This is a genomic window from Sneathiella sedimenti, assembly GCF_017313765.1.
GTDB lineage: Bacteria > Pseudomonadota > Alphaproteobacteria > Sneathiellales > Sneathiellaceae > Sneathiella > Sneathiella sedimenti.
Genome location: NZ_JAFLNC010000001.1, coordinates 475,755 through 499,915, shown reverse-complemented (window position 1 = coordinate 499,915; position 24,161 = coordinate 475,755). Strand labels below are relative to the sequence as shown.

26 protein-coding genes are annotated in these 24,161 nt (G+C 53.7%); 19 read left to right on the top strand and 7 right to left on the bottom strand.

The genetic code is table 11. From position 1 onward, the window contains the following. The first annotated feature begins 30 nt into the window (after positions 1 to 30). Positions 31 to 594: an NUDIX hydrolase gene (locus J0X12_RS02435; protein WP_207041748.1), complete on the top strand. Its 564-nt coding sequence runs from the start codon at positions 31 to 33 to the stop codon at positions 592 to 594. A 24-nt stretch (positions 595 to 618) separates the two neighbouring features. Next, a complete protein-coding gene (locus tag J0X12_RS02430) occupies positions 619 to 1,377 on the top strand; it encodes a DUF4197 domain-containing protein (RefSeq protein ID WP_207041745.1) in 759 nt (252 codons plus the stop codon). On the opposite strand, the gene J0X12_RS02425 is transcribed toward J0X12_RS02430, so the two are convergent. Genes J0X12_RS02425 through dapF form a run of 5 tightly spaced genes read right to left on the bottom strand, consistent with a single transcriptional unit; the run spans position 1,374 to position 5,865 of the window. Further along, complete coding sequence (locus J0X12_RS02425) at positions 1,374 to 2,222, bottom strand: heme-dependent oxidative N-demethylase family protein (protein ID WP_207041743.1); 849 nt, start codon at positions 2,220 to 2,222, stop codon at positions 1,374 to 1,376. The genes J0X12_RS02430 and J0X12_RS02425 overlap by 4 nt on opposite strands. Further along, positions 2,219 to 2,794: a septation protein A gene (locus tag J0X12_RS02420; RefSeq protein WP_207041742.1), complete on the bottom strand. Its 576-nt coding sequence runs from the start codon at positions 2,792 to 2,794 to the stop codon at positions 2,219 to 2,221. Before J0X12_RS02420 ends, J0X12_RS02425 begins: the two co-directional genes overlap by 4 nt. 16 nt (positions 2,795 to 2,810) lie before the next feature. Then, the gene (ftsY, locus tag J0X12_RS02415; protein WP_207041740.1) at positions 2,811 to 3,752 is read right to left on the bottom strand and encodes a signal recognition particle-docking protein FtsY; all 942 of its coding nucleotides are present in this window, start codon (positions 3,750 to 3,752) and stop codon (positions 2,811 to 2,813) included. Beyond that, positions 3,749 to 5,026, bottom strand: a complete 1,278-nt coding sequence (gene mtaB, locus J0X12_RS02410; protein WP_207041738.1) for a tRNA (N(6)-L-threonylcarbamoyladenosine(37)-C(2))-methylthiotransferase MtaB — start codon at positions 5,024 to 5,026, stop codon at positions 3,749 to 3,751. The genes ftsY and mtaB overlap by 4 nt, the downstream gene beginning before the upstream one ends. Further along, positions 5,026 to 5,865, bottom strand: a complete 840-nt coding sequence (gene dapF, locus J0X12_RS02405; RefSeq protein ID WP_207041730.1) for a diaminopimelate epimerase — start codon at positions 5,863 to 5,865, stop codon at positions 5,026 to 5,028. The genes mtaB and dapF overlap by 1 nt, the downstream gene beginning before the upstream one ends. Positions 5,866 to 6,102: 237 nt before the next feature. On the opposite strand from dapF, the gene ffh reads away from it, so the two are divergent. The 17 genes from ffh to J0X12_RS02320 all read left to right on the top strand — a co-directional run bounded on the left by ffh (position 6,103) and on the right by J0X12_RS02320 (position 21,666). Further along, the gene (gene ffh, locus J0X12_RS02400; RefSeq protein WP_207041728.1) at positions 6,103 to 7,464 is read left to right on the top strand and encodes a signal recognition particle protein; all 1,362 of its coding nucleotides are present in this window, start codon (positions 6,103 to 6,105) and stop codon (positions 7,462 to 7,464) included. Between the two features lie 34 nt (positions 7,465 to 7,498). Next, the gene (rpsP, locus tag J0X12_RS17655) at positions 7,499 to 7,948 is read left to right on the top strand and encodes a 30S ribosomal protein S16 (RefSeq protein ID WP_207041726.1); all 450 of its coding nucleotides are present in this window, start codon (positions 7,499 to 7,501) and stop codon (positions 7,946 to 7,948) included. 12 nt (positions 7,949 to 7,960) lie between these two features. After that, positions 7,961 to 8,515 (top strand): ribosome maturation factor RimM, encoded by a 555-nt coding sequence (gene rimM / locus J0X12_RS02390; RefSeq protein WP_207041717.1) that lies wholly within the window; start codon positions 7,961 to 7,963, stop codon positions 8,513 to 8,515. 30 nt (positions 8,516 to 8,545) lie between these two features. Beyond that, entirely contained in the window at positions 8,546 to 9,247 is a 702-nt protein-coding gene (gene trmD / locus J0X12_RS02385) for a tRNA (guanosine(37)-N1)-methyltransferase TrmD (RefSeq protein WP_207041715.1), read from the top strand. Positions 9,248 to 9,263: 16 nt separating this feature from the next. Then, positions 9,264 to 9,650, top strand: a complete 387-nt coding sequence (gene rplS, locus J0X12_RS02380) for a 50S ribosomal protein L19 (RefSeq protein WP_207041713.1) — start codon at positions 9,264 to 9,266, stop codon at positions 9,648 to 9,650. 67 nt (positions 9,651 to 9,717) lie between these two features. Next, the gene (leuC, locus tag J0X12_RS02375) at positions 9,718 to 11,124 is read left to right on the top strand and encodes a 3-isopropylmalate dehydratase large subunit (protein ID WP_207041711.1); all 1,407 of its coding nucleotides are present in this window, start codon (positions 9,718 to 9,720) and stop codon (positions 11,122 to 11,124) included. Positions 11,125 to 11,136: 12 nt separating this feature from the next. After that, on the top strand, positions 11,137 to 11,742 hold the full coding sequence (gene leuD, locus J0X12_RS02370; RefSeq protein ID WP_207041709.1) for a 3-isopropylmalate dehydratase small subunit: 606 nt from the start codon (positions 11,137 to 11,139) through the stop codon (positions 11,740 to 11,742). 32 nt (positions 11,743 to 11,774) lie between these two features. Then, positions 11,775 to 12,887 carry a 3-isopropylmalate dehydrogenase gene (leuB, locus tag J0X12_RS02365; protein WP_207041707.1) on the top strand — a complete coding sequence of 371 codons (1,113 nt, stop codon included), beginning with the start codon at positions 11,775 to 11,777 and terminating at the stop codon, positions 12,885 to 12,887. Between the two features lie 69 nt (positions 12,888 to 12,956). Further along, on the top strand, positions 12,957 to 13,979 hold the full coding sequence (locus J0X12_RS02360) for an aspartate-semialdehyde dehydrogenase (RefSeq protein WP_207041705.1): 1,023 nt from the start codon (positions 12,957 to 12,959) through the stop codon (positions 13,977 to 13,979). A gap of 139 nt (positions 13,980 to 14,118) precedes the next feature. Further along, positions 14,119 to 15,417 (top strand): right-handed parallel beta-helix repeat-containing protein, encoded by a 1,299-nt coding sequence (locus J0X12_RS02355; protein ID WP_207041696.1) that lies wholly within the window; start codon positions 14,119 to 14,121, stop codon positions 15,415 to 15,417. Positions 15,418 to 15,560: 143 nt separating this feature from the next. Next, positions 15,561 to 16,436 carry an HpcH/HpaI aldolase/citrate lyase family protein gene (locus J0X12_RS02350; RefSeq protein ID WP_207041694.1) on the top strand — a complete coding sequence of 292 codons (876 nt, stop codon included), beginning with the start codon at positions 15,561 to 15,563 and terminating at the stop codon, positions 16,434 to 16,436. A gap of 15 nt (positions 16,437 to 16,451) precedes the next feature. Next, the gene (locus J0X12_RS02345) at positions 16,452 to 17,516 is read left to right on the top strand and encodes a MaoC family dehydratase (RefSeq protein WP_207041692.1); all 1,065 of its coding nucleotides are present in this window, start codon (positions 16,452 to 16,454) and stop codon (positions 17,514 to 17,516) included. A gap of 102 nt (positions 17,517 to 17,618) precedes the next feature. Beyond that, a complete protein-coding gene (sdhC, locus tag J0X12_RS02340; RefSeq protein ID WP_207041690.1) occupies positions 17,619 to 18,008 on the top strand; it encodes a succinate dehydrogenase, cytochrome b556 subunit in 390 nt (129 codons plus the stop codon). 3 nt (positions 18,009 to 18,011) lie between these two features. Then, entirely contained in the window at positions 18,012 to 18,392 is a 381-nt protein-coding gene (gene sdhD, locus J0X12_RS02335) for a succinate dehydrogenase, hydrophobic membrane anchor protein (RefSeq protein WP_207041688.1), read from the top strand. Positions 18,393 to 18,402: 10 nt separating this feature from the next. Continuing rightward, on the top strand, positions 18,403 to 20,196 hold the full coding sequence (gene sdhA, locus J0X12_RS02330; RefSeq protein WP_207041686.1) for a succinate dehydrogenase flavoprotein subunit: 1,794 nt from the start codon (positions 18,403 to 18,405) through the stop codon (positions 20,194 to 20,196). Positions 20,197 to 20,214: 18 nt separating this feature from the next. Next, positions 20,215 to 20,991: a succinate dehydrogenase iron-sulfur subunit gene (locus tag J0X12_RS02325; protein ID WP_207041684.1), complete on the top strand. Its 777-nt coding sequence runs from the start codon at positions 20,215 to 20,217 to the stop codon at positions 20,989 to 20,991. 99 nt (positions 20,992 to 21,090) lie between these two features. Further along, complete coding sequence (locus tag J0X12_RS02320) at positions 21,091 to 21,666, top strand: FMN-binding negative transcriptional regulator (RefSeq protein WP_207041682.1); 576 nt, start codon at positions 21,091 to 21,093, stop codon at positions 21,664 to 21,666. Positions 21,667 to 21,680: 14 nt separating this feature from the next. Here the strand turns inward: J0X12_RS02320 and J0X12_RS02315 are convergent, their stop codons facing one another. Together J0X12_RS02315 and zapE are read right to left on the bottom strand one after the other, a co-directional pair. After that, on the bottom strand, positions 21,681 to 22,841 hold the full coding sequence (locus J0X12_RS02315; protein ID WP_207041680.1) for an iron-containing alcohol dehydrogenase: 1,161 nt from the start codon (positions 22,839 to 22,841) through the stop codon (positions 21,681 to 21,683). A gap of 82 nt (positions 22,842 to 22,923) precedes the next feature. After that, the gene (zapE, locus tag J0X12_RS02310) at positions 22,924 to 24,051 is read right to left on the bottom strand and encodes a cell division protein ZapE (protein ID WP_207041671.1); all 1,128 of its coding nucleotides are present in this window, start codon (positions 24,049 to 24,051) and stop codon (positions 22,924 to 22,926) included. Positions 24,052 to 24,161 lie beyond the last annotated feature (110 nt).

Genomic DNA, 24,161 nt, shown 5'->3' with positions numbered 1-24,161 from the left:
ACTCTTTTATGGATGGAGTGAAGTCACGCTGTGTCGACACCAAACCCAGACGATTACGCTTTTGAGCGAAAGATACCCGACGGGGATAACATGGAGCGCCATGTGTGCGCCGACTGTGGCTGGATACATTATGACAATCCCAAAATTGTTGTTGGCTCAGTTGTTACCTTTGAAGAAAAATTCTTGCTGTGCAGGCGGGCGATCAACCCGCGCAAAGGTTACTGGACGTTGCCGGCAGGATATCTCGAGCAGAACGAGACCACTGCCGACGGCGCAGTGCGCGAGGCGTTTGAAGAAGCAAATGCCAACATCCGTATACGCGATCTTCTCGCCCTCTATAGCGTGACCCACATAAGCCAGGTTCAGATCATGTACCGGGCAGAGCTGGATCGCCCGGAATTTTCCGCCGGACCGGAATCATTGGAGGTACGCCTTTTTGAGTGGGAGAATATCCCCTGGGAAGATCTGGCCTTTCCTACTGTTTATTGGGCCCTACATCAGTATATGCAGATTAAGGACGAGGATTATTTCGCGCCTTTTGCAAATGCGAGCGGGGAAATGCTTGAAAAATCGTATCAAATTTTGCGTCGCTAACAGACTTATTGGAGGATTTCTATCATGAACAAAACAATAGCAGTCGTGGCGATGGGGGTCGCTTTGACGTTCGCCGGTTCGACGAACCTGCAGGCGGGGTTGCTGGACAAGCTGCAAAAAACGATTACCGATACGACGTCCTCAGGATCAGGCGGGGCAGGTAGCAGTGCAGCTAGTAATCTATCGACGGGTCAAATCACTGACGGCTTGAAAGAGGCCTTGAGAGTTGGCACGGAAACTGTGGTTGGGCAGATTGGAACGACAGACGGCTATTACGCCGATCCCGCAATCCATATTCCGCTGCCCGAAAAAATGCAACAAGCTCAATCTTTGTTGAAGAAGTTTGGCCTCTCCGGCATGGCCGACGAGGTAGAGGAACGACTAAACCGGGGCGCTGAAGCCGCCGCACCCAAAACAAAGGAAATTATCTACGCTGCCATTTCCGAAATGACGCTTGACGACGCTCGGGAGATATACAACGGTCCGGACGACGCCGCGACGCAGTATTTTCGCAAGGTTTCAACGGCGGACCTGACAGAAACGGTTCGCCCGATTATTGAACAGTCGTTGCAGGATGTGGGGGCGTTTACTGCCTATGACAATCTTGTTTCACAATATAAAAGCTACCCTCTCGTGCCGGACATCAGGTCTGACCTGACCGGCCATGCGACGGAAATGACGCTGGAAGGCCTGTTTTATTATCTCGCCAAGGAAGAGGCGGCCATTCGCACTGATCCGGTGAAGCGGACGACGGAAATTCTGACAACAGTGTTTGGTAACTAGACCAGCGCTCGCCCAAGATAGTCCATTATGAGCTTCTCATAGCGTGGTAGCGATTTATACGCACGCATGTGAGGGTCCATTGTCTGCAGTCCATGGAGAAGCCGTTCGGCACGATCTTTATTGCCACAAATCTCCGCGAGGCTGTTGTGGAATATCCGGATCGTGAAGAGGATGTCTTTGCTATCGTGCAGCCTCTGCAGGGTCTGGCGTTCGACGCGGAAGAATATCTTCTCGCCGACGGTTTTCGCCGATATTGACATGTCGACAGGTCGGTTGCTGCGCCACCAGCCGGGCTGGAAAAGCTCGCTGCTGTCATAAAGTCCCCAATTGAATCTTTCGACCCTCTTGGAGGATTTCAGGTTTCGGAAGAACCGGTCTATGGGGCTTCCCAGCCGGTCATTTAACCCGGGGACAGGCTGGTGGATGAACTTTATGGTCTGGCCGGCTTTCTCAATCAGATTCCAGCCCGTCGGAAAGCAAACACAGGCAGCCGCAAGAACATAGCCGTCAGAAGATTCGCGCATTAGGACGAGGTCTTCCTGTATCAGCAGCGCCGCCCGGACGAGTGGGCTCTCTTCGACCTGCGGTTCCGTTGAGGGGGCTATTTCCGGATGTTTTGCCGCGAGTTCATGCCTAACCAGATGGTGGATTTTCTCTTGCGCAGCCTGCGTGCCTTCCGTGTCGGAATAGACCAGATCGCGATGTTTCACCAGAAGGCGGCGCTTCTCAGCGATATCATTCTCATAATGCTCATCGATATCAAGGAAGGAGCGATCCCTTAATGCCTGCAAGCCCATGGTCAGGCGGAAATCAGAGCCGTCGAGTGGAAAATAGCGGAGTGTCATGCGTCCGTGTGAGGTTTTTCCTGTTTCATATGGCGCGTGATCAACGGGACCTGGGAGATGAAAAAGAGGAAGGTCGCGGCGGTGAAGCCAAACACCTTGATATTCACCCATAGTTCCGTCGAAAAATTGCGCCAGACGATCTCATTGGCGACGGCCATGAGAAGGAAAAAGGCAGCGAGACGCACCGTCAGCTTCTTCCAGCCGTTATCATCCAGGTTCCAGAAATTATCAAACAGGATTTTAACAAAGGATTTTCCGAGCAGGAGACCGGCGAACAGGATGACCGAAAAAATGGCATAGATGATCGTCGGCTTCATCTTGATGAAGGTTTCATCGTTCAGATAGAGGGTCAGCCCGCCAAAAACCATGACAACGATCGCGGTGACCAGCGGCATCATGGGAAGGCTGCGGGTATAGTAATAGGAGATGGCTAGCGCGATCAGCGTTGTGATCATGATGGCGCCGGTTGCAATAAAGAGGTCGCCGAAATAATAGGCGGCAAAGAAGACAAGAATCGGGCCGAGTTCTGTTGCCGGCTTCAATCCTTTCTGCATATCTTTTCCAGTCGCCATCCTTATGGTGTCCTTCCTAGTTGGCGCCGGCGCCTGACAGGGCGCGCGCGAAATCACTTGCGGCAAAGGGTTGCAGATCATCTTCGCCTTCTCCAACGCCGATGGCATGAACAGGCAGCCCGAAGCGATCAGCGATCGCGACAAGGACGCCGCCGCGGGCAGTCCCATCCAGCTTGGTCATCACCAGTCCCGTAACGTTACAGATTTTGCCGAAAATTTCGACCTGGTTCAGGGCATTCTGTCCTGTGGTGGCATCAAGTACGAGAAGACAGGAATGCGGGGCATCGGGATCAAGCTTCTTGATCACCCGAAGGACCTTTTCAAGCTCGGCCATCAGGTCGGATTTGTTCTGCAACCTTCCGGCGGTATCGATCAGCAGCAAATCCGCGCCATCAGCCTTTGCTTTTTCAAGCGCGCTGAACGCCAGACCCGCCGCGTCGCCACCAACTTTCGTGGTGATGACATCGCATCCGGTCCGCTGGCCCCATATCTGAAGCTGCTCTACCGCTGCTGCGCGGAAAGTATCTCCAGCGGCAAGAACCACTTTTTTGCCCGCCGCGCGATATTGCTTGGCGAACTTGCCGATCGTCGTTGTCTTGCCGGAGCCATTGACACCGACCACCAGAACAACATGTGGCTTGCGGCTCTCATCAAGAAGAAAGGGAGCCGCCACCGGATCGAGGATCGCCGTAACTTCCTCAGCAAGCGCTGCGCGGATTTCCTCCGGCGCAATCTCCTTGTCATAGCGGTTCTTGGCAATATTGGCGGAAATTCTGGCGGAAGTCGTTACGCCAAGGTCCGCGCTGATGAGCAGTTCCTCCAATTCCTCGATGACATCGTCGTCAAGCTTGCGTTTGGTGAAGATATCAGTAATTCCGCCGGAAATCGCGGTGGAGGAACGTTTGAGCCCGTCGCGCAGGCGGCTGAACCAGCCCTTTTTTTCTTTTGTGTCGCTCATTGGCCTCTATTCTCGGCGGGTACTGCAAAGACTTTTTTGCCGTCTGTCCCGGTTATGCGGACAGGAATAATCTCGCCTCCGGTGGCCTTGAATTCAAGCTCAACCGGCGCATAATGACGTGTCCGTCCCGTCGTCTCATTCTCAACCAGCACCGTCTGTTCCGTCCCAACCAGTCTCTCAAGGAACCGTGCAAGGTTGCTATCGCCGGCGGCCCGAAGATCAGCGGCGCGCGCCTTCCGGACATCGCCCGGAACCTGCGGCATCTTTGCGGCGGGTGTGCCAGGACGGGCGGAATAGGGAAACACATGCATATAGGCGATGTCGCACTCTTCAACCAGCTTAAGGCTGTTTGCCGCCATCTCATCTGTTTCCGTCGGAAACCCGGCAATGATATCCGCGCCGAAAACGACGTCGGGACGAAGCTGCCGTGCCTTTTCGACGAAATCATAGACGTCTTCGCGCAAATGGCGCCGTTTCATTCTTTTGAGGACCATATCATCGCCGGCCTGCAGGCTGATATGCAGATGCGGCATCAGACGTGGTTCTGTTTCAATCAGGCGCCACAGGTCATCATCCACTTCGACCGGATCAAGCGAAGAAAGACGAAGGTGCGCGATTTCTGGAACGGCAGCGAGCAGGCGACGGCACATTTGCCCGAGCGTCGGTCGTCCCGGTAAGTCCTCGCCATAGGCTGTGATATCGACACCCGTGAGAACAAATTCCTTATATCCATTCCGGGTGAGGGAGCGCGCCTGATCGACAATCGCGCCCATGGGCACGGACCGGCTATTGCCGCGTCCATAGGGAATGATGCAGAAAGTGCAGCGATGATTGCAGCCATTCTGGATCTGCAAAAAGGCGCGGGCGCGACCATCAAATCCCTCAATAAGATGCCCGGCGGTTTCTTCGGCGGACATAATATCATTTACCTGTATGCGTTCTGACTGTTCCAGGCCGAAGGACTGCGGTTCCAGCTTTTCCATATTGCCGAGAATCTGGTCAACTTCCGGCATTTTGGAGAATTGCTCCGGATTTGTTTGTGCGGCGCAGCCGGTGACAATGATCTTGGCATCGGGATGTTCGCGGCGAGCCTTGCGGACGGCCTGCCGGGCTTGTCGTTCCGCCTCATTCGTGACGGCGCAGCTGTTGATGATAACCGCATTGGACATTCCGGCCGACATCGCATGTCCGCGCATCACTTCTGACTCATACGTATTCAGGCGGCATCCGAAGGTAATGATTTCCGGCGCCTCAAGCGGCTTGATCTCCCCCATTACACGGCCCCCGCCAGCAGGCTCGCATCAAGCGCGCCCCGAAAAGAAATCGCGATGGGACCACCCATGAAAACATGACCGTTATCGCTAATCCGCATATCAAGCGGGCCACCGTTCAGATGTAATGTTGCCTTTTTACCCGCAATGCCCCTGATATTGGCGGCCACCATCGTGGCGCATGCGGCCGACCCGCAAGCGAGCGTAATTCCGACACCACGCTCCCAGACCCGCAGACGGATATCACCGTTTTTCATCTTGCTGGCAACGCTGATATTGGCTTTTTCGGGAAAAAGAGGATCCGTCTCTGCGATGGGCCCCCATTTTTCAAGATCGACAGTATCGGCATCCTCAACGAAGAACACAGCATGGGGATTCCCCATATTGACGCCTACGGGATTGCTGAGCGGCCCGACCGTCAGATTGATATGCATTGTATCCTCCTCGCGGGAAAGAGGAATATCCTGCCACCCCATCTTAGGAGACCCCATATCAATCACGATATGCTGACGGTCTTCAGTCGTCCCTCCCAGGAGTCCGGCGCATGTCTCTATCGTTACCGAGCGACTGTCCGATTCTTCCATAAGGAGATGGGCGACGCAACGGGTTGCATTTCCACAGGCCTCAGCCTCACTGCCATCGGAGTTATAAATACGCATAAAGACGTCCGCGCCATTTGTCGCTGGTTCCATGACAATCAACTGGTCATAGCCGACCCCCCGATGCCGGTCGGCAATAGCGCGCAGGGCCGCAACCGAAAGTTTTGGCAGTTGCTCCCGTCCGTCAATGATCACAAAATCATTGCCGAGGCCGTGCATCTTTATGAAGGGTATCTGATCCATATCCCGCGATATAGGCGTTTCGGTGCGTCCGGTCCAGTATATTTATCACGTTGTGCTGATGAGTTCTGCTTGACTTATGGCGGTGCCTATGGCTAATTCCAGCCAATCACGACAGTCGAGTCGCAACATAGAAGTGCCGTAACGGTATCCGCCAGCCCGCGAGTTTCGCGCCCTGGCGTTTTTTGCGTTGTTTGATTCGACGTCTGAAATGTGGATTTTGAACGGGTTTAGAACTGAATGTTTGAAAGTTTGACAGGCAGACTGGGTGATGTGCTTGGGCGGTTGACCAAGCGCGGCGCACTCACGGAAGCAGACGTCGCGGAAGCGTTGCGCGAAGTTCGCGTTGCTCTTCTTGAGGCGGATGTCGCGCTGCCTGTTGTCAAAAGCTTCATCAAGCGGGTCAAAACCAGAGCGGTGGGGACGGAAGTTCTGAAATCCGTCAATCCGGCGCAAATGGTGATCAAGGTTGTTCACGACCAGCTCATCGAGATGCTTGGATCGGAACAACAGGAACTCAACCTCGTCGCCGTTCCACCGGTCGTCTTCATGATGGTCGGTCTGCAAGGCTCCGGTAAGACCACTTCAACCGCGAAAATTTCCAAGTGGCTGACGGAGAAGCAGGGCAAGAAGGTCATGATGGCCTCTCTCGACGTACGTCGCCCCGCGGCTCAGGAACAACTCAAGATTCTGGGTGAGCAGACAGGGATTGCGACCCTGCCGATTATCGAAGGGCAGATGCCGGTCGATATCGCAAAGCGCGCCGTCCAGTCGGCAAAGCTGCAGGGTATCGATGTAGTCATGCTCGACACTGCGGGTCGGCTGCATGTAGACGAATCCCTGATGGCCGAAATGGAGGCCGTCTATAAGGAAACCCATCCGACAGAGACCTTGCTGGTTGTAGATAGCTTGACCGGTCAGGATGCGGTCAATGTGGCCGAGCAGTTCAAGTCCCGTGTCGATGTTACCGGTATCGTCATGACCCGGATCGACGGTGACGGACGCGGTGGTGCCGCGCTGTCCATGCGCGAAGTAACCGGCTGCCCGATCAAGCTCCTCGGTACTGGTGAGAAGCTGGACGCGCTGGAGACTTTTCACCCGGACCGGATTGCCAACCGCATTCTCGGCATGGGCGATATCGTCTCGCTGGTTGAGAAGGCGGCGGAGACGATTGAGAAGGATGAGGCCGAAAAACTAGCCCTTAAAATGCAAAAGGGCATGTTCGATCTTGATGATCTGGCGAGCCAGTTGCGCCAGATGCGCAAAATGGGCGGCATGAACAGCCTGATCGGTATGCTGCCCGGCGTTGGCAAGATGAAGAAGCAGCTGGACAACGCCAATCTTGATGACAAATTACTTGTCCGTCAGGAAGCCATGATCCAATCAATGACGCCGAAGGAACGGCGCAACCCGCAAATTATTGCCGCCTCCCGCAAGAAACGTATCGCGGCGGGTTCCGGCATGACAGTTCAGGATGTCAACCGTCTGCTCAAACAGCATAAGCAGATGGCAGGCATGATGAAAAAAGTGAAAAAGCTTGGTAAGAAAGGCATTGCACGCGGAGGCATGCAGGGGCTTTTGCCGCCAGGAATGAAGTTTTAATCGAAATTGAGTTTGTTAAAGGAAAGAGCGTAATATGGCACTTAAGATTCGCCTAACCCGTCAGGGCGCAAAAAAGCGTCCCTTCTACCGCGTTGTCGTTGCTGAAGCCAGCAGCCCGCGCGATGGACGGTACATTGAGCGTCTGGGCACTTACAACCCGATGCTGCCGAAGGACAATGAAAACCGCGTATCCCTGAACGGGGAGCGGATCCAGTACTGGATCGGCAATGGCGCGAAAGCAACAGACCGTGTAGCCCGTCTGATGGCGACTGCAGGTCTCGGCGAGAAGCCGGTTCGCAACAACCCTGAAAAAGCCAAGCCAAAAGCGAAGGCACAGGAACGCCTGCGGGAGCAGGAAGAAGCACGTCTGGCTGCCGAAGAAGCAGCTGCTGAAGCGGCTGCACAGCCTGAAGCTCCGGCTGAGGGCGCTGCTCCGGCCGAAGAGGCGCCTGCCGAGGATGCTGATAAGCAGGCTGAAGCGTAAGGACGTTATTCTATGCCGCAAGCAGACATGTTGCTGCTGGGCGTGATCGTCGGGGCAAAGGGCATCAAGGGCGAGGTGAAGGTAAAAAGCTTCACCGAACAGCCTGAAGATATTGCTGCCTATGGACCTTTGAAGGATGCGTCGGGAAAGTCGATTTTCGAACTGAAGGTCGTCGGGCTCAGCAAAGGTTTGCCGGTGGCGCGGATTAAGGGTATATCAGATCGCAACGCGGCTGAGTCCCTGAAGGGGACAGAGCTCTATGTGTCGCGGGACAGATTGCCCGAAACGAAAGAAGAGGAAGAATACTATCATGCGGACCTGATCGGTTTGCCTGTGTTCTTTCAGGACGGAACGAAATTCGGTACTATTTTGCGCCTGCATGATTTTGGCGCTGGGGACATGCTGGAGATCGTGCCGGAGGGAAAAGGCGCGAAAGCCGCAGTACTAGTTCCCTTCACGGTCGATTTGGTGCCGGAGGTGGATATTTCCGGTGGCCGGGTCGTGGTAGAGTTGGACGAGGACTTCTTTGAGGTTCCGGAAAACCCGGAGAATACGGTAAAGCCGTAACGTGACTGAGTCGGGAAGAGGGAAGAGCGGATGGTCTGGACCGCCCATATTTTAAGCCTTTTCCCGGAGATGTTTCCGGGGCCGCTGGGGTTAAGCCTGGCGGGCAGGGGACTTGCGGAGAAGGCTTGGGACCTGACGGTCAGAGATATTCGCGATTTTGCCATTGGCAAGCATCGCAGCGTCGATGACAGTCCCTTTGGTGGTGGTGCCGGAATGGTGATGCGGCCGGATGTGGTGGGTCCCGCGATTGATGCGGCACTTGCGGCGTCTAAAGACGTTACGCGGGTGATTTATTTCAGTCCCCGCGGCCGGGTGATGGATCAGGGATTTGTCCGGGAACTGGCGGATGGGCCAGGTGCGGTTATGATCTGCGGCCGCTTTGAAGGGGTCGACCAGCGGGTCCTGGAAACCCGCAATGTGGAAGAAGTCAGCCTTGGCGACTTCATCCTGTCCGGCGGCGAGGTTGCGGCGCTGGCATTATTGGATGCGGTGGTGCGCTTGCTGCCCGGGGTAACCGGCAACAGAGAGTCGCTGGAAGAAGAGAGTTTTGCGGATGGGTTGTTGGAATATCCCCATTACACCCGTCCATCGGTCTGGGAAGGCCGGGCGGTTCCGGAAGTTCTGCTTTCGGGGCATCACGAGAAAATAAAGGAGTGGCGAACTCGCCAGTCTGAAGAGTTGACAAAGGAACGACGGCGGGACCTGTGGGACCGACGGAAGCGTAATTTTTGAGAAAAGGGTGAAAGCCATGAATACGGTTGAAAAGCTAGAGCAAGAGCAAATCGAAAAACTCACAGCAGAACGTCCTGTGCCTGAGTTTCGTCCCGGGGATACCCTTCGGGTACATGTGAAGGTTGTTGAAGGTACACGTGAGCGTGTCCAGGCCTTCGAAGGTGTCTGCATCGCCCGCAATGGCGGCGGCATCAATGCCAACTTCACGGTCCGGAAAATTTCCTACGGTGAAGGTGTGGAGCGTATTTTCCCGCTCTATTCCCCGCGTATCGATCGTATCGAACTGGTTCGCCAGGGTGTCGTTCGTCGTGCGAAGCTGTATTACCTGCGCGAACTGCGTGGCAAGAAGGCCCGTATTCGCGAACGTCGTGAAGACCGTTACGCGAGCAAGAGCGGCGAATAATCGGGCGGTTGGCGCGCCTGCGGGAAATTAATGAATAAGAAAATTTGACGATTTGCGAGGATAGAAAATGGGAAACCCTAGAACGTTGTACGACAAAATCTGGGACAGTCATGTTGTGGATCAACTGGAAGACGAAGCCTATATTCTATACATCGACCGTCATCTTGTTCATGAAGTAACCAGCCCGCAGGCCTTCGAAGGTTTGCGTAACGCGGGGCGCAAGGTTCGCCGCCCCGACGCGACTTTTGCAGTTGCCGACCATAACGTTCCGACCAAGGACATCGAGAAGGGTATTACGGACCCTGAAAGCAAGCTGCAGGTAGACACACTGGAAGCCAATACGGCGGAATTCGGTGTTCCCTATTTCTCGATGACTGACGACCGGCGCGGTATCGTGCATATCATCGGACCAGAACAGGGCCTGACCCTGCCGGGCATGACGATCGTATGCGGTGATTCCCATACGTCGACACACGGTGCGTTCGGGTCTCTGGCCCACGGGATCGGTACCTCCGAAGTCGAACATGTGCTGGCAACCCAGACGCTGGTTCAGGAGAAAGCGAAAAACATGCGCGTAACCGTAAAAGGGGAAATTCCTCTCGGGGTTACGGCGAAGGATATCGCGCTTGCCATTATCGGCAAGATAGGTACCGCAGGTGGAACCGGGCATGTCATCGAATATGCCGGCGATGCGGTTCGCTCGCTTTCCATGGAAGGGCGGATGACCCTTTGCAACATGACAATTGAGGCGGGCGCACGTGCTGGCCTGATTGCTCCGGATGAAACCACTTTCGAATATATCAAGGGTCGCCCATATGCGCCAAAAGCCGGAGCCTATGAACAGGCTGTGGCTTACTGGAAGACATTGAAGTCTGACGAAGGCGCTCATTTCAATAAGGAAGTCGAGCTCGATGCGAGCGAGTTAATTCCTTATGTGACATGGGGCACCAGTCCTGAAGACGCATTGCCAATCACGGGTTCAGTCCCTGCGCCTGCCGATTTCGCTGACGAAGGCAAACGTGGTGCGGCAGAGCGGGCACTAAAATATATGGGTCTTACGGCCGGCATGAAGCTTTCCGACATTGAGGTAGATCATGTCTTCATCGGCTCCTGCACAAACGGCCGGATTGAGGACTTGCGCGCTGTCGCCAAGATTGTTGAGGGCCGGAAAGTCAAGGATACAGTGAACGCGATTATCGTTCCGGGATCCGGACTGGTCAAAATTCAGGCGGAAGCTGAAGGGCTCGACAAGATATTTGTTGCCGCCGGATTTGAATGGCGCCAGCCAGGATGCTCCATGTGTCTGGCAATGAACCCGGATAAACTTGCGCCGGGTGATCGTTGTGCGTCAACCTCCAACCGGAACTTTGAAGGGCGTCAGGGCCAAGGTGGCCGCACCCATCTGGTGAGCCCGGCAATGGCGGCAGCCGCAGCCGTGACCGGCCATTTGACGGACGTTCGGGAACTGGGATAAGGGAATAAGAAAATGGAAAAATTCAACAAATTGACGGCGGTTGCCGCGCCAATGCCCCTGGTCAATATCGATACCGATATGATCATTCCCAAACAGTATCTGAAAACAATTCAGCGTAAAGGTCTCGGCAAGAACCTTTTTGCCGAGATGCGTTACAAGGATGACGGCAGCGAGCAGGAAGATTTTGTGCTGAACCAGCCGGCATACCGGAACGCTGAAATTCTCATTGCCGGGGACAACTTTGGTTGCGGTTCCAGCCGTGAACATGCGCCCTGGGCGTTGCTTGATTTCGGAATTCGTTGCGTTATTTCCACGAGCTTTGCCGACATCTTTCATAACAATTGCTTCCGGAACGGCATTTTGCCGATTGAGGTATCTCAGGAAGACCTCAGTAAACTAATGGAAGACGCTGAGCGCGGCGCCAACGCGACAATCTCTATTGATCTGGAAGCTCAGGAAATCCGGGGCCCGGACGGAGGTGTCATACAATTCGAGATCGACCAGTTCAACAAGCATTGCCTGTTGACGGGACTTGATGAAATCGGCCTGACCCTGAAAAAGGAAAATAAGGTCACAGAGTATGAGGAAACCCGCAAAATGCAGCAGCCTTGGCTGTAGTTTGAGTTTCGATTAATTGAGAGTGTATTGTTATGGCATCTAATAAATCCCTGTTGATCTTGCCCGGCGACGGTATTGGCCCAGAAGCTATGGGCGAAGTACGCCGCATTGTGAACTGGATGGAAGATAATCGCGCCGTTTCCTTCGATGTTGACGAAGATCTCGTTGGTGGTTCGTCCATCGATAAACACGGCATACCGGTGACGGACGAAGTCGTCGAAAAGGCGCAGAATGTAGATGCCGTCCTGCTTGGTGCGGTTGGGGGCCCGAAATGGGATAACCTTGATTTCTCGATCAAACCGGAGCGCGGCCTCTTGCGTCTGCGCAAGGATCTCGAGCTATTCGCCAACCTCCGTCCGGCGGTCTGTTTTGATGCATTGGTAGATGCATCCAGCCTGAAACCGGAATTGGTAAGCGGCCTGGATATCATGATCGTGCGCGAGTTGACGGGTGGCGTCTATTTTGGGGAACCGCGCGGGATTGAAGACCTCGGGAACGGTGTTCGCCGGGGTGTGAACACGCAGGTTTACACGACGCCGGAAATTCAGCGGGTTGCCCGCGTCGCCTTTGAGTTGGCAAAGAAGCGCAATAATCGCGTTTGCTCCAGTGAAAAAGCAAATGTCATGGAATCAGGTGTCCTCTGGCGTGAAGAGGTTACTAAAATTGGCGAGACCGAGTTCCCCGAAGTGGAGCTCAGCCATATGTATGCGGATGCCGCCGCGATGGAACTTGTCCGCAAACCCAAGCAGTTTGATGTAATTGTCACCGATAACCTGTTTGGCGACATTCTTTCAGACTGTGCGGCGATGTTGACCGGTTCACTTGGCATGCTGCCATCGGCGTCTCTCGGCGATGTTGATGAGACAGGACGGCGCAAAGCCCTTTATGAGCCGGTTCATGGCTCCGCACCGGATATCGCGGGGCAGAATATCGCGAACCCTATCGCAACGATCCTCTCCTACGGGATGGCGTTGCGCTATAGCTTCGATATGGGCGAAGAGGCAGATCTTGTAGAGACAGCAGTGCAAAAAGTGCTTGCAAGTGGCATTCGCACTGGCGATATCATGTCTGCGGGCATGACGCAGGTATCGACCACGGAAATGGGCGATGCCATTATCCGTGAGCTGGACAAGGCGAACGGTTAATTCACGCTAAATGCGCGATTGATTTAACCATCGGTGTGAACGCACCGGGAAAGAGAAGAGATTAAGACCATGGGATACAGAGTTGCGGTAGTCGGCGCCACTGGCAACGTGGGGCGCGAAATGCTGAATATTTTGCATGAAAGACAATTTCCGGTGACGGAAGTAATCGCGCTCGCCTCGAAACGTTCCGTCGGGCGCGAAGTCTCCTTTGGCGATAAGACGCTGAAGGTGAAGGCGCTCGAAGATTTTAATTTCACGGGCATGGATTTTGCCCTCTTTTCCGCAGGCGGTACGGTATCGGCAAAGTTCGCTCCGATTGCGGCTGCGCAGGGATGCATCGTCATTGATAACTCCTCGCACTATCGTATGGACCCGGACGTGCCGCTGATTGTACCGGAGGTTAATCCGCAGGATGCTGCCGGATATACCCGGAAGAACATTATCGCGAACCCGAATTGCTCGACCGCACAGCTTGTCGTGGCGTTGAAGCCGCTTCATGACGCGGCTGTCATCAAGCGCGTCGTGGTTTCGACCTATCAGTCGACGTCCGGTGCGGGCAACGAGGCAATGGATGAATTGTTCACCCAGACCAAGGGCATCTATGTGAATGATACGCCGACCCCATCAAAATTCACTAAGCAGATTGCCTTTAACGTGATCCCGCATATCGATGTCTTCATGGACGACCGTTATACCAAGGAAGAATGGAAGATGATGGTCGAAACCAAGAAGATTATCGACTCGGCCATCAAATTGACGGCAACCTGTGTGCGGGTTCCGACATTCGTCGGCCATGCGGAAAGCGTCAATATCGAATTCGAAAACGAATTGACCGCGGACCGCGCGCGGGAGATCCTGCGTGAATCGCCGGGTATTATGGTTGTCGATAACCCGGAAGAGAATGGGTACGTAACGCCAGTGGAATGTGTTGGTGATTATGCCACCTTTATATCTCGCATTCGCGATGACGCGACGATCGAGAACGGTATTAATCTGTGGTGCGTCTCGGATAACCTCCGCAAGGGAGCGGCGCTAAATACAGTTCAGATTGCTGAACTGGTTGGACGCGAGTATCTGAAAAAAGCGGCCTAGTCGCCCCTATAACCTATAATGAAGCCGGCCCGACGAAATTAAAATTGCGTCTGGCCGGCTTGTTCATTTCTTGCCGTTGTCATAATCTTGCAGGATGTCAAAACAGCCGCGCGGCTGTTTTCAAATTCCGGAGGTCGCTATGACGGCACATACTCTGAAACTCACCAGTTCATTCCTTGTTTTTTTGGCGGTTGCCCTGATGGCAATCCCGCCGGCATTGGCACGGGATCACTTCGTGGACCCGGCGTCTGTCGGCACAGCGGATGGCAGCAAGGCGTCGCCCTGGCGCAGCTTGCAGGACATTCTCAATGAACATGTTGTTCTGGCCGGCGATCGCGTGGTCCTCGCGGGCGGATCCTATGGACGGCTCGTCATTCAGGATAAAATGATGTCCGATGTAACGTCGGTTGTGGTCGCCGACGGGCAGCAGGCAATCTTCGAAAATGTGGAAATCATGGGAAGCGCCAACTGGGTCCTGTCAGGCCTGACCGTAACCTCAGCGGGCCTTCGCAAGCTGGAAGAAAAATACCATGTCCGTATCGATAAGAAATCCCGGAATATCAAGATAGAGGAATTCACTATATATACAGTCGAGGATATCTCCGACTGGTCAGCGGATGACTGGAATGAAAAGGCGCTGGATGGCATCTTTTCCGAGGCGGACTACACGGATATTCGAAATAACAATATCAGAAATGTGAACTTTGGAATTTCAACGCTTGGTGTTCATAGCTCTGTAGTAGGGAATAACATCGAAAATTTCTCTGGGGATGGCCTGCGCGGGTTGGGTGATCACAGCCTGTTTGAAGAAAATGTAGTAAAAAACTGTTATCAGGTGAACCCAAATCATTCAGACGGATTTCAGTCATGGTCAACCGGTGCGGATGGGCGACCCGGAACAGGGGTGATAAAAGATGTGACATTGCGCCGTAATCTGATTCTGAATTATGAGGATTTTAATCAGCGCTATGCCTGCAAGCTCGAGGGAATTGGGCTTTTCGACGGTGTCTATGAGGACTGGACCATCGAAAACAACATCATTGCTGTCGACAACTGGCATGGTATTTCTGTCTTCGGTGCCCGCAATGTACGGATAAAGAATAATACGGTAATGGATATCGACTACTTTCCGCCCGGCCCTGCCGCAATCACAATTATTTCCGTCGCCGGGGACGACCCGAGGGAAGCCAGCCTGGTCGCCAATAATATTGCGAATGAGATAAAAATCGAAGGAGACGGCGTTGAGCGTTTCGGGAATATTGAAATCGATGACCTGGATGACGTGTTTGTCGATATCGATGATGGAGACTTTCGTTTGCCGGAAAATAGCGAGGTTATCGATAGGGGCGTGCCGGACCCGGACATGAAGATCGATTATTTTGGCAATCCCCGACCTGTAGGAAAGAGACTTGATGTCGGAGCGGTAGAAAAGCAATAACGGGTCTCGGGCAAGTTGGTATATCTAACAAACGCATTTTTGTCCCTAATTGTTGCGTCGCAATAAAAACCCTTTATGATGCGGCTCGCATTTCTCAAGTTGCTGATATTTATGGATAGGGCGATGCGCCCGAGGGATTAACAATGACAAAAACAATTCGCCCCCGTCGTTCGGTTCTTTATATGCCGGGTTCCAATGCCCGGGCCCAGGAAAAAGCAAAAACGCTCGCGGCTGACGCCCTTATTCTGGACCTTGAAGATGCGGTTGCTCCGGATGCCAAAGCAGAGGCCCGTGACATCGTCTGCGCAAATGCGGCTTCGGGCGGCTATGGCAAGCGTGAAATCATCATTCGGGTCAACGGTCTTGATACGCTCTGGGGGAAGGAAGACATTGTCGCGGCGGCGAAAGCGGGCCCCGATGCGATCCTGCTTCCGAAAGTCGAGAGCGCTGCGCAGGTTCATGAGCTGGAAAAAATCATGGAAGGCGCAGGGGCGCCTGAGACGACTACTATCTGGTGCATGATGGAAACGCCGCTCGGCATGTTGAAGGCCGAGGAAATAGCATCATCGAGCTCGCGCGTAGACTGTCTGGTCATGGGCACTTCCGACCTTGTTAAGGAATTGCAGGCACAGCATACGCCGATGCGTCTTCCGGTGGTCACGTCGCTCGGCTTGTGTTTGCTGGCGGGCCGCGCCTATGGTTTGACAGTTCTTGACGGTGTTTATCTCGATCTCGCTGATGAGGACGGGTTTCATGCATCTTGTGTACAGGGCCTGGAATTTGGGTTCGATGGCAAGACCCTGATCCACCCGAAGCAGCTTGCCTCCACGAATGGGGTGTTCGCACCGTCAGAGGCAGAAGTGGCCCATTCCCGAAAAATCATTGAGGCCTTCGAAGCTGCCGAGAAGGAAGGCAAGGGCGTTGTCCTTGTTGACGGCAAGCTCGTCGAAAACCTTCATGTTGAGATTGCAAAAGCGAAAGTCGCCATGGCCGACGCCATCGCCGCCGCCGCCGAGTAAGGGAAGAGAAAAATAATGAGCAAAACCAATCCCGGAAATTATTTCGAAGATTTCAAAATCGGGCAAGTGCTCGATCATGCAACACCGCGGACCATAACCGAGGGCGATGTCTCCCTCTATACCGCGCTTTATGGCGGACGATTTGCGCTGCAATCTGCGGACAGTTTTGCCATGGAATGTGGCCTTGAAGCCGCGCCGGTTGATGATCTGCTGGTCTTTCACATAGTTTTCGGCAAAACCGTGCCTGATGTTTCCCTGAACGCGGTCGCCAATCTCGGTTACGCAGATGTCCAGTTCAAGGCGCCGGTCTTTCCGGGTGATACCGTTAGGACCAGCTCGACGGTGATCGGGCTCAAGGAAAATTCCAACGGCAAGACCGGCGTCGTCTATGTGCGTTCGACCGGTACAAACCAGATGGGCGCGATCGTTCTTGATTATGTGCGCTGGGTGATGGTCCGCAAGAAAGATGAAAACGCGCCAGCGCCGGAAACCGTCGTGCCAGAGCTGCCGGATCGTGTTGACCCATCGCAGATTTCCTTGCCGCAGGGGATTGATTTCTCAGGCTATGATGACACGCTCGCCGGATCCCCTCATTATTTTGAAGATTATGACGTCGGTGAAAAAATCGATCATGTGGACGGCATGACGATTGAGGAAGCCGAGCATATGATGGCGACGCGACTCTACCAGAATACGGCCAAGGTTCATTTTAACCAGCATCAGATGCAGAATGACCGTTTTGGCCGGCGTTTGATTTATGGTGGCCATGTTATCAGCCTTGCACGGGCGCTATCCTTCAATGGTCTCGGCAATGCCCAGCTCATCGGTGCAATCAATGGCGGGTCTCATACGGCGCCGACATTTGCCGGCCACACTATTTACGCCTGGAGCGAAGTTCTGGAAAAATCCGAGCTTGCTGATAATCCAACAGCGGGCGCCCTGCGTATTCGAACAATAGCGACAAAAGATGCCCCGTGTGAAAGCTTTCCTGATAAGCTGGTTGACGGAAAGCGTGATCCTGCTGTGGTGCTGGATATTGATTATTGGGTGATCTTGCCAAAAAGATCGCTCGAGGTGTAAATAAGTACACAGTTCTATTGACTTGAGATAGCTGAGGATTAAACTCCTCGGCGAAAAAAGAATAAGAAATTTCGGAATTTTATCAGCGAGAAAGACTTCCAAATGGCGAAAATTGAAAGACCGCTGTCGCCACATCTGCAAATCTACAAGCCGCAGATTACGATGGTTACCTCAATAACGCATCGCGCGACCGGGATAGCTCTCGGCGTGGGTACGCTATTGCTGGCATGGTGGCTGATTGCGGTCGTTGCGGGACCGGAGGCTTATGCCACGGTCAGCGCGTTTATGACGTCCTGGTTCGGACAGATCGTCCTGTTCGGTTTTACTTGGTCGCTGTTTTATCACCTCTGCAATGGTATTCGTCATCTCTTCTGGGACATGGGCAAGGGGTTTGAACTGCCGACAATGCGTAAGTCCGGTATGGCGGCGATTATCGCCTCTGTCGTGCTGACCCTGCTCACCTGGATCATCGCCTACGCTATAGGAGCCTGAGTTATGGGAATGAGAGCCCCTCTTAAAAATGTCCGCGGCCTGGGTTCCGCGAAAGAAGGCACGACTCACTGGTGGCACCAGAAGGTAACGGCTATCGCCTTGATACCGCTCTTTTTGATCGCAATTGGTTGTTTTATCAGCTTGGTTGGCGCTGAATATACCCATGTGAGATACGTGCTTGGTCAACCCTTTATTTCGCTTGTGATGTTACTGCTGATTGTTGCGATGTTTTATCATCTCAAACTCGGCCTGCAGGTTGTTATTGAAGATTATATTCATACGGAAAGCACGAAAGTCTTTCTGCTGTTGCTCAACAGTTTTTTATGCGCGGTCGTCGGCTTGGCCGCTGCGCTCGCAATATTGAAGCTGGCGCTCGGGGGATAAAGAAACAATTATGTCAGAAGCCTATCCAATTACAGAACATAAATATGATGTCGTCGTCGTCGGCGCCGGCGGAGCGGGTTTGCGCGCGACGATGGGCATGGCTGCCGCCGGCCTAAAAACGGCTGCGATTACAAAAGTATTCCCGACCCGTAGCCATACAGTCGCCGCACAGGGAGGCATTTCCGCCTCTCTTGGCAATATGGGCGAAGATAACTGGCAATGGCACATGTATGACACGGTCAAAGGGTCCGACTGGCTCGGTGATCAGGATGCCATTGAGTACATGTGCCGTGAGGCGCCCGCAGCGGTGCTTGAGCTGGAGCAATTCGGCATGCCCTTCAGCCGGACCGAGGAGGGCAAGATCTATCAGCGCGCCTTTGGCGGGATGACAACCCAGTTCGGGGAAGGTCCTGCCGCGCAGCGTACATGTGCCGCAGCAGACCGGACCGGCCATGCGATGTTGCACACGCTATATAGCCAGAGCCTCAAGCATGACACCGAATTCTTTATCGAGTATTTCGCACTCGATCTGATCATGGATAAGGACGGTGCCTGCAAGGGCGTGCTCTGTCTCTGCCTTGAAGACGGCACCTTGCACCTGTTCCGGGCGCATATGGTTGTTCTGGCAACAGGTGGTTTTGGCCGCGCTTATTTCAGCTGTACCTCTGCTCACACCTGTACCGGTGATGGCGGCGGTATGGTGCTGCGCGCAGGCTTGCCGCTCCAGGATATGGAGTTCACACAGTTCCATCCGACCGGTATTTACGGCGCGGGCTGCCTGATTACAGAGGGCGTACGTGGTGAAGGCGGGTTCCTCGTCAATGGCGAGGGCGAACGCTTCATGGAACGTTATGCGCCTCATGCGAAGGATCTGGCCAGCCGTGACGTGGTAAGCCGGTCCATGACTCTGGAAATTCGCGAGGGTCGTGGCGTCGGTCCACGGAAAGATCATATTTATCTGCATCTGGATCACCTTGATCCGGCGATGATTGACGAACGTCTTCCCGGTATTTCGGAAAGCGCCCGTATTTTTGCCGGTGTCGATGTGCATAAAGAGCCTATTCCGGTGCTGCCAACCGTGCATTACAACATGGGCGGTATTCCGACCAACTATCATGCAGAAGTCGTTGATCTGAAGGACGGCAATCCGGACGCGATAGTGCCCGGCCTAATGGCCGTAGGAGAAGCGGCCTGCGTTTCCGTTCATGGGGCGAACCGTCTTGGCTCCAACTCCCTGATTGACCTTGTGGTCTTCGGGCGGGCGGCAGCCCTTCGGGCAAAGGATGTGGTGACACCTGGTGCTTCCCATGCGCCCCTTCCCGCAGATGCCTGTGATGAGTCTCTGGCGCGTCTTGACAAGTTCCGTCATGCGAATGGCGGCAGTTCGACGGCAACCATTCGCGATAATATGCAGCGGGTGATGCAGGACGATTGCGCGGTATTCCGTACCAGCAAGACGTTGCTTGAAGGCGTAGGCAAGATCAACAAGGTGTGGGATCAGATGGCCGATATCAAGACGACCGATCGGTCTCTTGTTTGGAACTCCGACCTTGTGGAAACACTGGAGTTGGACAACCTGATCCGGCAAGCAGTTGTTTCAATGACAGCAGCGGAAAATCGCAAGGAAAGCCGCGGGGCGCATGCCCATGAGGACTTCCCTGATCGTGATGATGAAAACTGGATGAAGCACACGCTCACCTATCACAGCGATGAAGGCGGCGTGAAGCTCGACTACCGACCGGTGCATGATTATACGCTGACGGAAGAGATCGATTATATCAAACCAAAGGCACGTGTGTATTAAGCGCGTTAGGAATGAAACATGGTTGAACTGACATTACCAAAAAACTCAAAGGTCGGTACCGGCAAGACGCATCCGAAGCCGGACGGGGCGACAAATACCAAGGCGTTTAATGTCTACCGCTGGTCTCCTGACGATAATCAGAACCCGGCAATTGATACGTATTACGTCGATCTCGATACTTGCGGGCCGATGATCCTGGACGGGCTGATCAAGATCAAGAATGAGATTGATCCCACGCTGACGTTCCGGCGCTCCTGCCGGGAAGGGATTTGCGGTTCCTGTGCGATGAATATCAATGGGACGAATACACTGGCCTGCACCACTGGCATGGATGAGGTCGAGGGCGATATAAATATCTACCCGCTCCCGCATCAGCCAGTCGTGAAAGACCTGGTGCCGGATCTTACCAATTTCTACGCGCAGTATGCGTCGATCAAGCCCTGGCTGCAGGCGGAGACACCATCGCCTTCCAAGGAACGGCTGCAGTCGAAGGAGGATCGTGAGAAGCTAGACGGGCTTTATGAATGCATTCTATGCGCCTGCTGCTCCACTTCCTGCCCGAGCTACTGGTGGAACTCTGACCGGTTCCTTGGCCCGGCCATCCTGCTGCAGGCCTATCGCTGGATCATCGATAGCCGCGATGAACACACCGGGGAGCGTCTCGACAATCTAGAGGACCCCTTCCGGCTCTATCGTTGCCATACGATCATGAACTGCGCGAATACCTGCCCGAAGGGCCTGAACCCGGCCAAAGCGATTGCCGAGATCAAGAAGATGATGGTGGAGCGCCGGTAATTGGTTCTTTGAAAATGAAAAAATTGGCACTGTTTTCTAGCCAATTTGACGATAAAGTAAGGCCGCTCTTTGAAGCGGCCTTTTTTATGGAATAAAACAATGTATGTCCCTCCGCACTTCTCCGTTCCGGGCAAGGAAACCCTGACCCGGCTTCTGCCCGAGGCTAGTTTTGCGCTTCTTGTCTCCGCAGGCGAAGACGGTGTGCCTATCGCCTCCCATCTTCCGTTTTCCTATGACGAAGATCGCGGGGAATATGGCACCTTGATCGCCCATATGGCTCGGGCCAATCCACATGGACAATTGCTTGAAAAAGGCGAGGCACTTGTCATATTTCAGGGGCCGCATGCCTACATCTCGCCAAGGTACTATGCGACGAATGTAAATGTACCGACCTGGAATTATGTCGCGGTACATGCGTATGGGACGCCAAGGATCATCGAAGATAGGGACAAGATACGCATGCTTCTTGACCAGTTGACCCTTGATAACGAGAAAGCCACGGTAGAGCCATGGAGCGCCGACGAGCTGGATCCGAAGCGTATCGAGGGATTAATGCGGGGCATTATCGCCTTCGAAATTCCCATCGACCGGCTCGAGGGAAAAGCCAAGCTCGGCCAGAATAAGTCAGCCGAAGATCAGGCAGCCGTCGAAGCGGCCATCGGTAAGTTATGGTAACTCGACGTCTTTGCTTAGCCTGAGAACTTCATAATCTTGGCGACATCCTCGATACTCGAGATTGCCTTCGGATTTGCCTGCACGACCGGGTGGGTGAGGGCGGCTGATTTTATTTCGGCGATTGCTTCATCGGAAATATCAAGCATGCTGAGTCTGTTTGGCAAACCAAGTCCGCCAATAAAATCTTTCAGGGCTGACGATACGTCGGCGGCGGAGGGTACCTTCAGAACCTTTGCGATATCCGTCTGTGGGCCTTCGGTCTCCGAGAGATTATAGGCAACAACCGCCGGCAGGAAGACACAGGAGGTTATCCCGTGGGGCACATGCCCAATAACGCCGAGAAGGTATCCGAGCCCGTGACTGGCGCCCATGCGGTATCTTGAAATGCCCGCTGTGGCATAATAAACGCCGAGTTGGCTATTTTCGCGATGGGTAAGACTTTCAGGATCATTCTTGGTTTCCTGCATGCCGGTATAAAGCAGGTTCAGGCCTTTCAGGCAATAGTCGGCAATATCCGGATCGACGCCGGGGGCGCATACCGTTTCCACCGCATGGTCAACCGCGCGGATACCGGTCGAGAGCCAGAGCCGTTCTGGCGTATATTTGCTGAGCGTCGAGCTCTGGACAATGTAATTGGGAACGAGGTAGGCATGTGCAAAGCCGGTCTTGCGTCCGGTAATGCTGCTTGTCGCCCCGGCGATCGGCGTAAATTCCGCGCCGGAAAGAGTTGTCGGGACTGCAATATGCTGTATGGGCCAGGACGTGAACTCAACGCTTTTTTTGCCTGAAGACGCCATCTCCTCAAGCCCCGCGGCGTCCTTAACTTGCAGGTTCGCAACAAGAAGGGCAATTTTCCCACCATCAATAACACTGCCGCCGCCGATAGAAACGAGATGAGTGGCATGGCTGTCGGTAATGGCTGCTGCAAGTTCGAAAACACTGTCGTAAGGCGTATGCTCAGTCAGTACACTGACGGCGTTTGCAATTTTCCCGCCAAAGCTTTTCTTGAGGTCCTCGACAACGGGAGAATTCTTGGCCAGAGAGCGTGAAACCGAAATCAAAATGCGAGGATTTTCGACGCTTGCGATAATATCCGAAAGGGCAGTTGAGATATCCTGGTTAATCACCAGGCGCTCTTTTATGTTGGTCATGTCGGGAAAAGCGGGTTCGGTCATTTTGACTGCCTTTTTTGTGATTTTATCCAGCCCCTTATGAAATTATATGCATTTATTCCTCAAAAGGATACGGCGGGATTCATTATTTTCCCTTCCGGCCCTTAAGATAATCCTCTGATCGCATCTCCATCAATCGGGACACCGTCCGGGCGAACTCGAATTTACCGTCGCCTTCCGGATAGAGGTCTTCCGCTTCCACGTCGGCGGAGATCACAAGGTTTGCACCGGCCTCATACAAGATATCGACCAATGTGACGAAGCGTTTGGACTCATTACGGCGCGCGGCACTTAGCTGAGGGACATCTTCCAGAAGCAGGGTATGAAAATGCTCGGTCAGGGTCAAATAATCCGACGCCCCGAGCGGGCGGGCACAAAGCTCCTCGAAAGTAAATCGGGCAACGCCATGAGCGGTTCTCTTGACCTCCAGGTCCCGCCCCTGTGTTGTCAGTGTTTGAGGGGAAAGCTTATACCCCTCCGTCATCTCGGCGAATATCCGGTCCATCTCTGAAGCGGCGGTATCATCTAGAGGGGTAAAGTAAACCGGGCTTTCCGCCAGTCTTTCCAGCCGGTAGTCACGCCCGCCTGCCAGGTGCAGAATATCCAGTTGTTCTTTAAGTAAGGCAATAAACGGAAGAAATAATTGCCGGTTTAATCCGTCTTTATACAGATCGTCAGGCACCCGGTTTGAGGTCGCCACAACGACCACTCCCCGATCAAACAGAAACTCGAACAGGCGTCCGAGAATCATCGCGTCCGCTACATCCGTTACCTGAAATTCATCGAAACAGAGAAGCCAGGCATCTTCGGTGATAGAATTGGCGAGGGCCACTACGGGGTCATCATCCCCTCTGTTTTGTTTCTGTCTTTCCTCATGCATAAAAGCGTGAACTTCCAGCATGAAGGCGTGAAAATGAACCCGTCTTTTATGGGCGACTGGTGCGGTTTCAAAAAATAGATCCATCAGCATGGATTTGCCGCGCCCCACATCGCCGTAAATATAGAGGCCCTGTGGCGGCTCAACCCTTGGCTTGCGCGGCCCCAGGCGGAATATATGAGTCCATTTGGGGCTTGTGCCGGGATCGTAGTTCACAAGGCGCCGATGCAGAGTTTGGAGTTTCTCGACGGCGAGCAGCTGAATCGGGTCATGCTGCAGCTGATTGCTTGCGATCAGTTTGCGGTATGCATCGAAAGGGCCGGTTATTTCAGTCATGAAAAGGGGGACATATAGCTAAAAAATGCAGGAAAAATAGGGTCAGACTTCGATCTGTACAGACAAGAGTCGTTTCTGGCAACGGTCAGAGAGTAATTTGATTCATTATT